The organism is Corynebacterium sp. HMSC06G04, from assembly GCF_001807365.1.
Taxonomy (GTDB): Bacteria; Actinomycetota; Actinomycetes; order Mycobacteriales; family Mycobacteriaceae; genus Corynebacterium; species Corynebacterium simulans.
The window spans coordinates 136,081-151,122 of the sequence record NZ_KV788617.1; the positions used below are offsets into that span (position 1 = coordinate 136,081).

Annotated in this window: 12 protein-coding genes; 11 read left to right on the forward strand and 1 reads right to left on the reverse strand. The window is 60.8% G+C overall.

From position 1 onward, the window contains the following. Positions 1-53: 53 nt before the first annotated feature. From HMPREF3158_RS07490 to HMPREF3158_RS07530, 9 genes are all read left to right on the forward strand, one after another. Positions 54-878: an aminoglycoside adenylyltransferase domain-containing protein gene (locus HMPREF3158_RS07490; RefSeq protein ID WP_061925143.1), complete on the forward strand. Its 825-nt coding sequence runs from the start codon at positions 54-56 to the stop codon at positions 876-878. A 303-nt stretch (positions 879-1,181) separates the two neighbouring features. Beyond that, a complete protein-coding gene (gene clpB, locus HMPREF3158_RS07495) occupies positions 1,182-3,743 on the forward strand; it encodes an ATP-dependent chaperone ClpB (RefSeq protein ID WP_070497924.1) in 2,562 nt (853 codons plus the stop codon). 47 nt (positions 3,744-3,790) lie between these two features. Next, entirely contained in the window at positions 3,791-4,639 is an 849-nt protein-coding gene (locus tag HMPREF3158_RS07500) for a sulfurtransferase (protein ID WP_070497926.1), read from the forward strand. A gap of 98 nt (positions 4,640-4,737) precedes the next feature. Continuing rightward, entirely contained in the window at positions 4,738-5,922 is a 1,185-nt protein-coding gene (locus tag HMPREF3158_RS07505; protein WP_070497927.1) for a type III secretion system chaperone family protein, read from the forward strand. Between the two features lie 67 nt (positions 5,923-5,989). Beyond that, complete coding sequence (gene pyrE, locus HMPREF3158_RS07510; RefSeq protein WP_062036999.1) at positions 5,990-6,535, forward strand: orotate phosphoribosyltransferase; 546 nt, start codon at positions 5,990-5,992, stop codon at positions 6,533-6,535. Beyond that, entirely contained in the window at positions 6,522-7,205 is a 684-nt protein-coding gene (locus HMPREF3158_RS07515) for a TrmH family RNA methyltransferase (protein ID WP_070497929.1), read from the forward strand. Before pyrE ends, HMPREF3158_RS07515 begins: the two co-directional genes overlap by 14 nt. Positions 7,206-7,267: 62 nt before the next feature. Next, positions 7,268-8,464, forward strand: coding sequence for a glycoside hydrolase family 76 protein (locus HMPREF3158_RS07520; RefSeq protein ID WP_070497931.1), 1,197 nt, complete (start codon positions 7,268-7,270; stop codon positions 8,462-8,464). 173 nt (positions 8,465-8,637) lie between these two features. Further along, complete coding sequence (gene fbaA / locus HMPREF3158_RS07525) at positions 8,638-9,672, forward strand: class II fructose-bisphosphate aldolase (protein ID WP_061924895.1); 1,035 nt, start codon at positions 8,638-8,640, stop codon at positions 9,670-9,672. Positions 9,673-10,056: 384 nt separating this feature from the next. Beyond that, on the forward strand, positions 10,057-11,265 hold the full coding sequence (locus HMPREF3158_RS07530; protein WP_070497932.1) for an FUSC family protein: 1,209 nt from the start codon (positions 10,057-10,059) through the stop codon (positions 11,263-11,265). A gap of 24 nt (positions 11,266-11,289) precedes the next feature. Here the strand turns inward: HMPREF3158_RS07530 and HMPREF3158_RS07535 are convergent, their stop codons facing one another. Further along, positions 11,290-12,186, reverse strand: coding sequence for a hypothetical protein (locus HMPREF3158_RS07535; RefSeq protein ID WP_070432289.1), 897 nt, complete (start codon positions 12,184-12,186; stop codon positions 11,290-11,292). A gap of 220 nt (positions 12,187-12,406) precedes the next feature. On the opposite strand from HMPREF3158_RS07535, the gene gltS reads away from it, so the two are divergent. Next, positions 12,407-13,627, forward strand: coding sequence for a sodium/glutamate symporter (gene gltS, locus HMPREF3158_RS07540; protein WP_210385623.1), 1,221 nt, complete (start codon positions 12,407-12,409; stop codon positions 13,625-13,627). 117 nt (positions 13,628-13,744) lie between these two features. After that, positions 13,745-15,037: an adenylosuccinate synthase gene (locus HMPREF3158_RS07545; RefSeq protein ID WP_070497933.1), complete on the forward strand. Its 1,293-nt coding sequence runs from the start codon at positions 13,745-13,747 to the stop codon at positions 15,035-15,037. Positions 15,038-15,042 lie beyond the last annotated feature (5 nt).

Sequence of the window (15,042 nt, forward strand, 5' to 3'; positions counted from 1 at the left end):
GCGATCTGGTTTAGGGAAGCCGCTTCGAGGTGGCTTCTCCGTATGATGAGCGCATGGAGGTCGCACTACCGCACGAAGTTCGTCGAGCGGGCCGTTCGTATCTGGACGCCGCCGATCGGCTGCTGCCTGGAGCGATCACGGGTGTCGTGGTGGGCGGTTCTGTTGCGCTGGGTGCGTATCGCCCGAAGGCCAGCGACATCGACCTGATCGCCACGCTTGATGACGCCTGGCGGGAGCGCTCCGACCTGATCCCACGCCTGCGCGCTCTGCACCTCTCCCAGCTCCCGCGGCTGCTCGGGCGAGCTGTTCGAGGAATGGGCATCAGCGCGTGCTGCAACACCTCGTTCGTGTGGGACTCGGAGATCACGCGCCCTGTGACACAGATCGAGCCGATCGCTTCCCACGTGGGCGAGATCTTCAACCCCAGGGGCGCGTTCGATGTGAATCCCGTGATCTGGCACGAGCTCGAGCACGGCGGCATCGCGCTACGGGGAGGGGACGTCTCGACCTGGGGCCTAGACCCGCAGCCCGACGAGCTCCGGCCATGGACCCTGAACAACCTGCTGGGGTACTGGAAGCCGCTGATGCTGCGCACCGAGAGAGGGCGTGGAGCCCTCGGAGCCGGGAGGGTTCAATGGCGGCTCCTCGGACCTGCGCGGATGCACGCGACGCTCACGACGGGTGAGGTCATCAGCAAGCAGGAGGCCGGAGCGCGTGCTCTCGGATTGTTCCCTCATCACGCACCGATCCTCGGCGTAGCACTTGCTCATCTCAGCGGAGAGAATGCTCCAAGCGCTCCACCGAAAAGCGAATGGCGACGGCTGACTGCCGTCTGCATGCGCGAGATCATCTCCAGGTCGGAGCAGCTTCCGCGCTGAACTTGACGCCACCTTCGGCCTGCTTTTGGCGCTAACTCGCGACGGGTTGGTGGAGCTGGGGATTGAGCCGGAAGGCCAGGTGGCCTACGTCTGGAACTTTGCACGATTGTGCGGTTTCCCTTTTCTATGCGGTGCCTAAGTGCTCAGCGAAGCGATTAAACGGCAAGGAAAACTTGAGTCTGCTACGCTCAGGCAGGGAAGAAAAGAAAATTTGAAGTTGAGTGGAACAAACTCAACTTTGGATGCGTTGTTGTAAATATCAGGCAATAAACCTTCTAATAAACAACTTCCAAGGAGGAAGCAATGAGTGCTTTCAACCCCACCACCAAGACCCAAGAGGCCTTACAGCAGGCGCTGCAGACCGCCTCTTCCAACGGCAATCCGGACATTCGCCCGGCGCACCTACTAGCGGCCATCCTTAGCCAAGAAGACGGCATCGCCGCACCGGTCCTCAAGGCCACCGGCGTCGATCCGGAAACCGTCCTCAAGGAGGCGCGCGCTCTTGTGGATTCCTATCCCAAGGCTGAGGGCTCTGGGATGGCGAACCCGAACTTTAACCGCGACGGTCTCAACGTCTTGACCCGCGCGCAGGAGCTGGCGGGCGAATTGGGCGATGAGTACGTCTCCACCGAGGTTCTTCTCGCTGCTATCGCCGGCTCTAAGACTGACGCCGCCGAGCTGCTTACCGGCCGCGGCGCTACCTTTGATGCGCTGAAGGGCGCTTTCCCTTCGGTGCGCGGGGCCGCGAAGGTCACCTCTGAGAATCCAGAGGAGCAGTTCCAGGCGCTGGAGAAGTACGCCACCGACCTAACCGCCCGCGCGCGGGAGGGCAAGATCGACCCGGTTATCGGCCGCGACCAGGAAATCCGCCGCGTCGTGCAGGTGCTGTCCCGCCGCACGAAGAACAACCCAGTCCTTATCGGTGAGCCGGGCGTGGGCAAGACCGCCATCGTGGAGGGTCTGGCCCGCCGCATCGTGGCAGGCGATGTCCCGGAGTCCCTCAAGGGCAAGACCCTGCTGAGCCTGGATCTGGGCTCCATGGTCGCCGGCGCGAAGTACCGCGGCGAGTTCGAGGAGCGCTTGAAGGCAGTGCTGGATGAGATCAAGGCCTCGGAAGGCCAGATCATCACCTTCATCGACGAGCTACATACCATCGTCGGCGCGGGCGCCACGGGCGAGGGTTCCATGGACGCCGGCAACATGATTAAGCCGATGCTGGCCCGCGGTGAGCTGCGCCTGGTGGGCGCTACCACCTTGGACGAGTACCGCAAGTACATCGAGAAGGACGCCGCTTTGGAGCGCCGCTTCCAGCAGGTCTATGCGGCTGAGCCCTCTGTTGAAGACACTGTTGGCATCCTGCGTGGCCTGAAGGAGCGCTACGAGGTCCACCACGGTGTGCGCATCATGGACTCCGCGCTGGTTTCTGCAGCTGAGCTGTCTAATCGCTACATCACTAACCGCTTCTTGCCGGACAAGGCAATCGACTTGGTTGACGAGGCCGGTTCTCGCCTGCGCATGGAGATTGACTCCTCCCCGCAGGAGATTGACGAGCTGGAGCGCGTCGTGCGCCGCATGGAGATCGAGGAGCTGGCGCTGAAGAAGGAAAAGGACGCCGCCAGCCAGGACCGTCTGAGCAAGCTGCAGCAGGAGCTTGCCGACGAACGCGAAAAGCTCGGGGAGCTCAAGGCTCGTTGGGCCAACGAGAAGAAGGCTATCGATGAAGTCCAGCACGCCAAGGAGGAGTTGGAGGATCTGAAGCGCCAGGCCGAGATTGCCGAGCGCGACGGTGACTACGAGTTGACCTCCGAGCTGCGTTATGGTCGCATTCCCGAGTTGGAGAAGCAGCTTGCCGACGCCGAGGTGCGCGCCAACGCGCAGTCCAACACCATGCTGGTAGAGGAGGTCACCCCAGACACCATCGCTGAGGTGGTTTCCGCGTGGACCGGCATTCCGGCCGGCAAGATGCTGCAGGGTGAGACCCAGAAGCTGCTCAACATGGAGGCCGAGCTAGGCCGCCGCGTGGTGGGTCAGAAAGAAGCGGTCAAGGCCGTCTCCGATGCCGTGCGTCGCGCCCGTGCGGGCGTTGCGGACCCGGATCGTCCGACCGGCTCCTTCCTCTTCCTTGGGCCTACGGGCGTGGGTAAGACGGAGCTGGCCAAGGCTCTGGCGGACTTCCTCTTCGACGATGAGTCCGCGATGGTGCGCATCGACATGTCTGAGTACGGGGAGAAGCACTCCGTGGCTCGCCTCGTCGGTGCCCCTCCGGGATACGTTGGCTACGATGCCGGCGGCCAGCTCACGGAGGCCGTGCGTCGCCGCCCGTACACGCTCGTGCTTTTCGACGAAGTGGAAAAGGCGCACCAGGACGTCTTCGACGTTCTGCTGCAGGTCCTCGATGAGGGCCGCCTGACCGACGGCCAGGGCCGCACCGTGGACTTCCGCAATACGGTCATCATCTTGACCTCGAACCTCGGTGCTGGTGGCACCAAGGAGGAGGTCATGGAGGCCGTCAAGCGCAACTTCAAGCCGGAGTTCATTAACCGTCTCGATGACGTCGTGATGTTCGAGTCCCTGTCCTCTGAGCTGCTGGCCGGCATCGTCGACATCCAGCTCGATGCTCTGGCATCGAGGTTGCAAGGGCGCCGCCTGAACCTGCAGGTTTCCGACGCCGCGAAGCTCTGGCTCGCCGAGCGCGGCTATGACCCTGCTTACGGCGCCCGCCCGCTCCGCCGCTTGGTGCAGCAGGCTATCGGCGACCAACTCGCCCGCCAGCTGCTGGCAGGCGAGGTCATGGACGGCGACACCGTCCAAGTCGACGTCGCTGACGGCGGCGAGCACCTGGAACTCAATAGCAAGCGCAGCTAGCTTGCGTAAGAAGCGCCGAAGTGCTCATGGCCCTAGAATCTAGAGCCATGAGCAATTTGGTTTCTCCAAGCGAACTCCAGCAATCCATTTACCGCGGCGAGCGCGTCGCACTTCTTGCATCTTTGTGGGCACCAGGTGAGGGTGAGGCATACAACCAGTTCGCCTCCCTGCACATTCCTACCGCGCAGTTCGCCGACGCTGCGCACTCCTTCGTCGGCCTTCCTGGCTCCAAGGTGGGCCGTAACCCGCTTGTTAACCCGGAGCGCTTGAAGGAGAGCTGCGAGGCATGGGGACTGCGTCCCGATTGGGAGATCGTGGTCTACGACGAAGGCCGTGGCCTCTTCGCTGCACGCGCTTGGTGGACCCTGCGCTGGGCGGGCTTTAAGAACGTACGCATGCTCGATGGTGGCTTGGCTAATTGGCGCCGCCAGGGCTTTGCCACCCTTACGGGCCCAGGCAACCTTGGTCTTGCCACCGAGGTCGAAATCACGCCGGGCTCTATGCCGACTGCCACTATTGAGGACGTTAAGGCCCACGATGGCCTGTTCATCGATACTCGTACGGCAAACCGCTTCGCGGGCCGTCGTGAGCACCTCGATTTGAAGGCCGGCCACATCCCGGGCGCAGTGAACCTGCCGGAGCGCCAGTTCCACAACGAAGACAAGACCATCAAGTCCGACGAGGAAATCCTAGAGATCCTCGACAATGCTGGCATCACCAAGGAAAACGTCAAGGACGCCATCGTCTACTCCGGTTCCGGCAACCACTCCGCGCTGACCATCGGCATCCTTGAGGGCCTTGGATTCACCGGCCTGCGCCACTTCGTCGGTGGCTGGTCCCAGTGGTCCGCAGACCCATCCAATCCAGTCGAGCGCGGCGACCGCACGACTGTATAAATAACCTGCGTAAATTAACCAGCGCGCCAGCCTACTCACCCCAAGACTTCCTCCTAAAGCCTACTCACCCCAAGACTTCCTACTAAAGTCTTGGGGTGATGCCTATTCTGATCCTTGCCCTAGTCCTCGCCGCGGCCGGCGTCGCGCTTCTCCTCCTCGACAAGCGCCAGCGCACCAACCAGCTTGACGGCACTACCCCTGTCGAGAGCCTCGAATCGCCAGAGCGCCCCACCGCTGACGAGTCACAGGAAGCCGAAACGTTTGAACAGCACGAGGAAGGACTTGCGTCTGCAGAGAACGCAGTGGAGCAAGAGCCTGCCTCAGTAGAGAAGGACCAGGTGGCCACTGAAGCAGCCATAGCCGAGCAGCAGCAGGAGGCGCCGGAGCGCAAGAACGAGCACCTGCTGCGTGCGCGTGACTTGGTGCCCGGGTCGCTGCGCCGTGAGCGCAAGGCATGGGGCGAGCATCACCAGTTCGAGTACACCAAGCAGGATGACTACCTGGCTGATGAATGGATGCGTGGCGCAGCGGCCCTGGGGGCGGCACCGAAGGATATCGTGGCAGGGTTCGTGCATGGTCACGAGATGCTGCTGATGGACTTGGGCGGCATCAACGTCATGGCAATGCGCACCGGTGCGGCATCAGACATCGTGGTGGATTTCCGCCGCATCGGCCTCGCAGAAGAACACTTTTCGGAAGACCTGATCAAGGTCGACGACGTTGAAGGATTCGAGATGTTCGCAACCGACGCGGGCGTCGGCAAGCGGCTCATCGATGAGCGCCTGGAAGTGGCCCTCGAGCAGATGCCCGAGGAGGTCACCGCGGCGTGGATGGAATCCGAATGGGTGCTTGCTCAAACCACCAAGCACGCGCGCGGCGTGCAGTGGGATGCCATGCTGGCCCCGCTTGCAAAACTTGCCGATTGCGCCCGTGTTCTGCCGCCGCGTTCGGCCGCGATGCAGGTGCTGCGCGTGGCTGAGCTGGACCCGAGCCGCGAGATCCCCGAGCCGCCGCAGCCTGAGCCGACTGGGCCCACCCTTGTGCCGGACCACGAGGAAATCCAGCGCCCGCACATCCAGCGCCCGGAAGAGCCGGTAGAGCTGCCGAGCCGCACCCGCAGTGAGTCCCTCGGCGAGGTTGACCACAGCGCGCTGGGTGCGGACGAAGTCGACGCCATTGCCGACGGCCGCGAGCGCCCCCTGCTCGATAAGGCGCAAGCGCGCATGCGCCGTGATCTCAACGGCCGCTCGACCATCTTCGGCGACGAAGAAGCAAACGAGTAGTCTTAAAGCGATAATCCCGCAAAACATGGCGGGACAAGAAGCGGCATAAGAAACAAAAAGGAGAGCCATGAGCTTGGATGCACAGAAAAAGGCCCGTCTGGCAGAGCTGGTCAAGGAACTGGCTGTTGTACACGGCAAGGTCACCTTGTCCTCCGGCAAGGAGGCTGATTACTACGTTGACCTGCGCCGCGCCACCCTTCAGCACGAGGCTTCTCGCCTCATCGGCTCCTTGCTGCGCGAGCTGACCGCGGACTGGGACTACGTGGCAGTTGGCGGCCTGACCCTGGGCGCTGACCCCGTCGCTACCTCCATCATGCATGCCGACGGCCGCGATATCGACGCCTTCGTGGTGCGCAAGGAAGCCAAGAAGCACGGCATGCAGCGCCGCATTGAGGGCTTCGACGTCACCGGCGCTAAGGTCCTCGTGGTTGAGGACACCACCACCACCGGCAACTCTCCGCTGACCGCCGTCGAGGCGCTGCGCGAGGCAGGCGCCGAGGTCGTCGGTGTGGCCACCGTTGTGGATCGCGCAACTGGCGCCGGCGAAGTTATCGCCGCTGAAGGCCTGGAGTACCGCTACCTGCTGAGCTTGGAAGACCTTGACCTCGCCTAATAACTCATCTGCGCAAGAGCCTGTAGAGACAGGCAAGGGCCCTACCGAGTGGAACGAAGGCCGCCACGGCGTCGGGCCGTGGGAGGGCCCCTGGCCAGACGGTGCGCAGTATGACCCAGAGCTGCTGCGCGAGGGTGATCGCCGCAACGTGGTTGACGCCTACCGTTACTGGAGCAGGGAAGCGATCACCGCGGACATCGATAAGCGCCGGCATGCCCTGCATATCGCCATCGAGAACTTCGAGAACGATTCCAACATCGGAACCGTGGTGCGCACTGCGAATGCCTTCGCCGTCGACACCGTGCATATCGTGGGTCGCCGCCGCTGGAATCGCCGCGGGGCCATGGTCACTGACCGCTACCAGCACCTGCAGCACCATGCCACGGTGGAGGAGCTTTTGCAGTGGACCAACGCCGAAGGGCTAACTGTTGTCGCCATCGATAACACCCCCGGATGCGTCCCCCTTGAAACGGCAGAGCTGCCGGAGCGCTGCCTGCTTTTGTTTGGACAAGAAGGCCCCGGCGTTACCCAAGCAGCCCAAGATGCAGCGTTAATGACCTGTTCCATTGCCCAATTTGGCTCGACTCGTTCGATCAACGCGGGCGTCGCCGCGGGCATTGCCATGCATGCGTGGATTCGTCAGCATGCTGACTTAGAAAAAGCGTGGTAAATCGTTGTCTCAAGTAGATAAGATGGAGTAACGAAACCATAATCGAGAGTGATAGACCTACAGTGGAAGAGACATGGGCACACCGCGCGGACCTCGCGGAAACCGCCATCAATGAACGCCATGCGCAAAACGTATGGTCAATTCCGCGTACCAATCTTGCGGTCGTCAGCTGGCCGCCGACTGGTAAGGAGAAACTCTTCGTCCACTGGCACTACTGGTGGCAAGCTCATTACCTCGATTGCCTGGTAGACGCCGCGCTGCGTAACAACACCAAGGCGCGCCGCGCCCGCATCGTGGACACCATGCGCGGCATCCGCATTCGTAACATGAGCCAGCTTACGAAGAATCGTTATTACGACGACAAGGCGTGGCTGGCCCTGGCTATGGATCGTGCCGAGCAGCTCAAGCGCATCAAGCCGCATAAGCGCCTGGGCTCCTTGCAACACAACATCCTGGAAGGCACCGACCCCCAAATCGGTGTGCTGCCGTGGCGCGAGGGCGAGACCTTCCTGAACGTTCCATCCAACGGCCCCGGCGCCATCATGCTTGCCCGCATGGGGCGCATCGACGAGGCCCGCCACATCGTGGACTGGATCTATGACCATCTGGTTGATGATGACGGCTTCATCATGGACGGCGTGCGCATGCGTATGGACGGCCCGGAAATCGTGAAGGCTATCCACCCGTATTGCCAGGGCGTGGTTCTGGGCGCCTGCCTGGAAATTGCATTGGCACTGCGCGAGAAGGCTGGGCTGACCTCACTGGAGAGCATCGACACCATTCAGGAAGCCGAGCTGGCAGCGGATACGATGCACTACATCACCAACATCCGTGGCCTAGTGCAGGCGGTGGCAACCGGAATGGCTACTCCGTCCGGCGTTATCAACTGGATGACGGGCGACGGCGATGGTGGCCTGTTCAAAGGCATCCTCGTGCGCTACCTTGCGGACGTTGCTGTGCGATTGCCGGGCGATTCCCCGGCTAACCGCGCCACCAAGAAGCTTGCGGCTCGCATGGTCGTGGCCTCTGCTGAATCCGTGTGGGAACACCGCTTGGAGGTAGATGGTCTACCTATCTTCGGCTCCGACTGGACCACCGATGCTCGCCTGCCACATAACTATGGCTTCGGGCCGAATACCGTCGGCGAAAAGGTAGGCATCATCCGTGTTGCAGAGCGCGATCTTTCGGTCCAATTGTCGGGCTGGATGCTGCTCGAGGCCTGCGCACGAGTCATGAAACACCAGTCCCAAGAAAAATAAAATCGCATTACAACCGTACTATTTTGTGGTTTCACCTGCGTATCGGCAACCGCCCACCAGGCGCCTGCCTGCATTAAGGAAGTTCACAAAAATTCTGGCGGCGAAACCGGGCAAAAACAGGCATACTTGGGATTTGGAACGTGATTGCCCCAACACACTAAGGATGGAACTTCATGCCAATCGCAACTCCTGAGGTCTATAACCAGATGCTGGATACCGCCAAGCAGGGCGGTTTTGCATTCCCGGCCATCAACTGCACCTCTTCTGAGACCATCAACGCGGCTCTGCGCGGTTTCGCAGAAGCTGAGTCTGACGGCATTATCCAGTTCTCCACTGGCGGCGCTGAGTTCGGCTCTGGCCTTTCTGTGAAGAACAAGGTGGCAGGTGCTCAGGCTCTGGCAGCTTTCGCTCACGAGGCGGCAAAGCACTACGGCATCAACGTTGCGCTGCACACCGACCACTGCCAGAAGGAAGTTCTGGACGAGTACGTCCGCCCCCTCATCGCCATCTCCCAGGAGCGCGTTGACCGCGGCGAGCTGCCTTTGTTCCAGTCCCACATGTGGGATGGCTCCGCAATCCCAATCGACGAGAACCTCGTCATCGCCCAGGAGCTGCTGGAGAAGGCACGCAAGGCAAACATCATCCTCGAGGCTGAGATCGGCGTCGTTGGCGGCGAAGAGGACGGCGTCCAAGCTAAGGCCGGCGCAAACCTCTACACCTCCGTTGAGGATTTTGAAAAGACCATCGATGCACTCGGTACCGGCGAGAAGGGCCGCTACTTGCTGGCCGCTACCTTCGGCAACGTCCACGGCGTTTACAAGCCGGGCAACGTGAAGCTGCGCCCAGAGGTTCTCGACGAAGGCCAGAAGGCCGCCGTCAAGAAGCTCGGCCTGGAAGAGGGCTCCAAGCCATTCGACTTCGTGTTCCACGGCGGCTCCGGCTCCGAGAAGGAAAAGATCGAGCAGGCTCTGTCCTACGGCGTTGTGAAGATGAACGTTGACACCGATACTCAGTACGCGTTCACCAATCCGGTTGCCCGCCACATGTTCGCTAACTACGACGGCGTCTTCAAGATCGACGGCGAGGTTGGCAACAAGAAGGTCTACGACCCACGCTCCTACATGAAGAAGGCAGAGCAGTCCATGGCTGAGCGCGTGGTTGAGGCCTGCACCGACCTGCACTCCGTGGGCAAGTCCATCTCCAAGTAAGACTGACCACTAAACCCACACCACACAGAGCCGTTCCCCCACACCCCGCAGCCGCAGGGAACCCCGCAGCCGCTGGGAGGGAGGAGCGGCTTTGCTGTGTTTAGCGTCAAAGAATGCGCCGGCAAAGTCCCCGACCAACATCCTCGCCCGAGTCAAACCGGAATCAAAACCCAAATGGTGAGGTCACCGCACAACAAAAGGGACTAGTGTAAACCAATGGGGCAAATGAGGCCCGCAAGTGGTGAGGTGACCTCACCATCTAGAGTGAACCCAGCCACGACCCAGGCCGAACCCAGCCACGACCCAGGCCGAATCCAGCCACGACCCAGGCCGACCTCAACCAGAGCCAAGCAATCCACACGGGCGAACTAAGATAAGGAAACCATGGCGGAAGCAAAGGATAAGAGCACTAAGGAACGGGCCAAGCTGACCACGCGCCAACAGCTGCGCAGCTTTGACCGCTCGGTTAAATCCCGTTTTGCGCGCGTGAAGTCCCGCTTCCTCTACATCGTCCAGTCCACCCTCGGCGCCGGCCTGGCTTTCTTCGTCGCGCACGTCGTCTTCGGCCACGCTCAGCCGTTCTTCGCGCCGATGTCCGTCATCATCATCTTGGGCCTGTCCGGCGGGGACCGCCTTAAACGCGCGGTGGATCTCTCCATCGGCGGCATCGTCGGCGTTATCGTGGGCACCCTCCTGGTTGACGGCCTGGGCACCGGCCCTATCCACATGACCATAATCATCGGTTGCTCGCTGCTCATCGCGTCCTTCGTGACCGAGTCGCAGCTCATCAGCAACCAAGTGGCCATCGGCGCCATCCTGATCGCCACCATCATGCCCCCGGAGGAGATGGGCGGACTCTCCCGCGCCATCGATGCCATCATCGGCGCCTTCATCGGCATCTGCATGGTCGCCCTCATCCCGACCTCCCCATTGCGCGCCGTGCGTAAGGAAGTATCCAAGGTTCTGCGGGTGGCTTCTGCAGTGCTTTCCGACGTTGCCGGCGGCCTCCGCGACGGCGATGAGAAGGCGATCCTGGAAGCTCGCGACGCCGTCCGCGGTACGCAGAGCGATATCAATGACATGCTCCAGGCGGCCAAGGGCAGCGCCGAGACCGTCAAGGTTTCCCCATTCCTGTGGAGCTGGCAGCGTAACATCCGCTCCCTGGAGCGCATCCTCACCCCGGTGGACAACGCCATCCGCGGTGTGCGCGTGCTTTCCCGCCGGGCCTTGGTGCTTTCGGAGGACGGCGACCACGTCACCGAAGCCCAGCTTGATCTCATCGACGAGCTTTCCGACGTCACGTATGAGCTCGCCGAGCTCTACGGCCGGGCCAGCAGCAAGGAATCACGCGCCAACGAGGCCGTGGTCATCCCGGAAATCGTGCGCCGCCTACGTGTCCTTGGTGCGAACGCCACCATGGACGTGCTTGGCGAGGACGGCGTTCTTTCCGCCTACTCACTCCTCGCGCAGACCCGGTCCATCATCGTTGACCTGCTGATGGTCTGCGGCATGTCCCGCGAATCAGCCGTGGCGCAGCTTGCCCCCACCTCTGATCATCCGGCCTACCCACCGGAAGTTCTCGACACCGACTAAACGCACGGAGTAAAGCCGCGATAATTAAGGCCGTACAACCTGCAGATCACGCAGGTGCCGGTAGAAGGTCACGCGCTTGACGGCTCGCTTCGCGCTGACGCCATCGACGATTACGCGCAGCTCCGGGCCGCCCGCTTGCACCGCGCGGCCGGTACAGATGCTGGATTCATCGAGCTGGCCGGAGGCGATGGGGGAGGAGAACTTCGATCGCAGCCATCCGCCGAAGCCGGACTTTGCGGCTTCAGCAAGCCCTAGGTCTGCGGATTTAGCAACGGGGGAGACAGCCTTCGCTGCCAAGATCCCCGGCGCATCAATCATCGGTACCAACCGGGCACCATACGTACCGATGCCGGCCTTGCCGGTACCTTCGTGGCGGACGACAACATGATCATCCACGATGATCTCGCCGGTGATGTCCGTGTTATTCCATTCGGAAATCGAAGCCGAGCCCGCCACGGCAAGACCTGCATCATTGCGGATCAGCGGTACTGGGTGCACCGGTGCTGAAAGCGCAACGCTGAGCGCAGATTGCAGATCAGTAGGCAGGCCCCAGTTGCGGGCAGCGGGCGAAGAAGAATCCGTGGGCACATAGGCGATCTCGGCCCAGAGGTAGTCGCCGCGCATCATGCGGCTAAGAACTGCGCTCAAGGCGGCGTCGTCTCCTACCACGACGATGCGTAGTGGCTCCACCAAGTGGGGCCCTTGCGGCGCGAAGGCGGGGGTACTCAAATGCCGGACGTCGGGTTGGGCGGCAATCTCATCGAGGGAAGGGGTGGGATCTTCCGGCAGTGCGGTCTTCGCGGCTGCGTCTAGCGGACGAAGCTCGGAGCGGGTTGGAACCGCGCTGACGTCGAGAACCTCTGCGTGTGGGGGCAAATCCAGGCTGAGTCTGCTTCCGCAACGAACAACGATTAGGGCCACCGTGAGTTACCTTGCCTTTCCCAGCGAATCACCCCGCGAATTGGGGCATAACTTCTACACCCTACAGCGCAAATTACCCCCATTGATAACCGCCAATTGGGGTGGAGGGGGTCACATGGGGATATATTTTTAGTCCACACTACTTTCAACTTCACATTTTATTTATCTTCGTGCCGTGGCACACAGGTAACTATCCCGACAACTTCACGGAGGCTTCATCTTGGCAATTGAATTCACCATGATCCAGTCCATCGGCATCGCTGTCGTGTTGCTCTTGCTGGGTATTTGGCTCAAGCAGCGGATTTATTTCTTTGAGCGCTTTGCTATTCCGGCCCCGGTTATCGGTGGCTTCCTCTTTGCTTTGATCAACCTGGTGCTGCACCAGACTGGTATCGCTGAGATTACGTTCGATACCACGCTGCAGAGCTTCTTCATGGTTATCTTCTTCACCACGGTGGGCTACGGCGCATCGTTGAAGGTGCTGCGCGCCGCCGGCCCGAAGGTAATGGTCTTCCTCGTTGTGGCGATTGTTCTGACCATTCTGCAGAACGTAGTTGCCGTGGGCCTGGCTCCAATCGTTGGTGTCGATGCCAAGCTGGCCTTGATGACGGGCTCTGTTTCCATGACCGGTGGCCACGGTGTTTCGGGCGGTATCGCGCCTCTCGTCGAGCAGTCTGGTGTTAGCGGTGCAGAAACCGTGGCTTACACCGCAGCTACCTTTGGCCTCATCATGGGCTCGCTCATGGGCGGCCCGCTGGCTAACCGCCTGATTACCAAGGGCAATCTGATGGATCAGAAGGCAGCAAAGGTCGATATCGATGAGTCGCTGATTGCTCACGTCGCCCGCAAGCTGCGCGGCGACGCCATGCTGCACGCCTTCGTGATGATTCTGGTTTCGATGCTCATCGGTAGCTTCGTGACCGATGCGATGAACCACTTCGTGGGCATGCTCACCGATAAGGCGGCCTTCCCGCTTTACTTCGGCTCCATGATTGTGGCGATTATCCTGCGCTTTATTAATGACTCTCGTGAGCAGAAGGAATACAAGGAACTGGTCCCAACCCAAGAGGTTGAGATTCTCGGCGTCATTGGCCTGAACTTCTTCCTGGCGATGGCTCTTATGAACATCAAGCTCTGGGAGCTCGCTGAGCTGGCTGTCCCTATGCTCATTCTGCTGGTGGGTCAGACGGCACTCATGTGGCTGTTTGCTAACTTTGTCACCTTCCGCGTCATGGGCCGCGACTACGACGCCGCGGTTCTTACCGCTGGCCACTGCGGCTTCGGTATGGGCGCTACCCCGAACGGCATGGCAAACATGGACTCCGTGGTCACCAAGTTCAAGGAATCCAAGCTGGCTTTCTTCATCCTGCCGATCATTGGCGGCATGTTCATCGACTTCGCGAACATCGTCAACATCTTGGTATTCCTGAACATCGCGTAAACGCGGCGAAGCAGCCGTGTCTAAAAATGAGAGCTGTCAATTAATACCCGTCTGCACACTTCTAGGGGTAAAGTGGTTGCGTATTTGGCTTCAATCATTAGGAAGTGACACCCAGACATGGCAGCAATCGTCATCGTTGGCGCTCAATGGGGCGACGAAGGTAAAGGTAAGGCCACCGATATTCTCGGTGGCAAGGTTGACTACGTAGTCAAGCCGAATGGCGGCAATAACGCTGGCCATACTGTTGTAGTTGGCGGCGAGAAGTATGAGCTCAAGCTCCTTCCCGCCGGCATTCTCTCTGAGAACGCAACTCCGGTATTGGGCAACGGCGTTGTTATTAATCTTGAAGCTCTCTTTGATGAGATCGACGGCCTTGAGGCACGCGGCGCGAATGCCTCGCGCCTGCGAATCTCCGCGAACGCTCACCTGGTAGCGCCATACCACCAGACCCTGGACCGCGTGCAGGAGCGTTTCTTGGGCAAGCGCGCCATTGGCACCACGGGCCGCGGTATTGGCCCGGCTTACTCCGATAAGGTCGCTCGCATCGGTATCCGCGTGCAGGACATCTTTGATGAATCCATCCTGCGGCAGAAGGTTGAGTCTGCGCTGGACATCAAGAACCAGATGCTGGTGAAGATGTACAACCGCAAGGCGATTGACCCTGACCAGATCGTGGATTACTTCTTGAGCTACCGCGAGCGCCTGGCGCCGATGGTTATCGATGCAGAGCTAGAGCTAAACAAGGCCTTGGAGCAGGGCAAGCACATCCTGATGGAGGGCGGCCAGGCCACCATGCTGGATGTGGACCACGGCACTTACCCGTTCGTTACGTCCTCGAACCCGTCTGCCGGCGGTGCCTCCGTGGGCTCCGGCATCGGCCCGACCCGCATCAAGACCTCACTAGGCATTATCAAGGCCTACACCACTCGCGTGGGCGCCGGCCCGTTCCCCACCGAGCTCTTTGACAAGTGGGGCGAGTACCTACAGACCACCGGTGGTGAGATCGGCGTTAACACCGGCCGTAAGCGCCGTTGTGGTTGGTATGACTCTGTGGTGGCCCGCTACGCCACCCGCGTCAACGGTTTCACCGATTACTTCCTGACCAAGTTGGACGTGCTCACCGGCATTGGCGAGATTCCGATCTGCGTGGCTTACGACGTCGATGGCAAGCGCTACGACGAGATGCCACTGACCCAGTCTGAGTTCCATCACGCCACGCCAATCTTTGAGACCATGCCGGCATGGGATGAGGACATCACGGGCTGCAAGACTTTTGAGGAACTCCCACAGAAGGCTCAGGACTACGTCCTCCGCCTTGAGGAACTCTCAGGTTGCCGCATGTCCTACATCGGCGTGGGCCCCGGCCGCGACCAAACCATCGTCCGCCATGACGTCATGACCGACCACTAGATGTA

Excerpts from the sequence above, each read along its gene's own strand:
- clpB (WP_070497924.1), top strand. The coding sequence starts at position 1,182 with ATGAGTGCTTTCAACCCCACCACCAAGACCCAAGAGGCCTTACAGCAG.
- HMPREF3158_RS07530 (WP_070497932.1), top strand. The coding sequence starts at position 10,057 with ATGGCGGAAGCAAAGGATAAGAGCACTAAGGAACGGGCCAAGCTGACC.
- HMPREF3158_RS07500 (WP_070497926.1), top strand. The coding sequence starts at position 3,791 with ATGAGCAATTTGGTTTCTCCAAGCGAACTCCAGCAATCCATTTACCGC.
- pyrE (WP_062036999.1), top strand. The coding sequence starts at position 5,990 with ATGAGCTTGGATGCACAGAAAAAGGCCCGTCTGGCAGAGCTGGTCAAG.
- HMPREF3158_RS07505 (WP_070497927.1), top strand. The coding sequence starts at position 4,738 with ATGCCTATTCTGATCCTTGCCCTAGTCCTCGCCGCGGCCGGCGTCGCG.
- fbaA (WP_061924895.1), top strand. The coding sequence starts at position 8,638 with ATGCCAATCGCAACTCCTGAGGTCTATAACCAGATGCTGGATACCGCC.
- HMPREF3158_RS07490 (WP_061925143.1), top strand. The coding sequence starts at position 54 with ATGGAGGTCGCACTACCGCACGAAGTTCGTCGAGCGGGCCGTTCGTAT.
- HMPREF3158_RS07545 (WP_070497933.1), top strand. The coding sequence starts at position 13,745 with ATGGCAGCAATCGTCATCGTTGGCGCTCAATGGGGCGACGAAGGTAAA.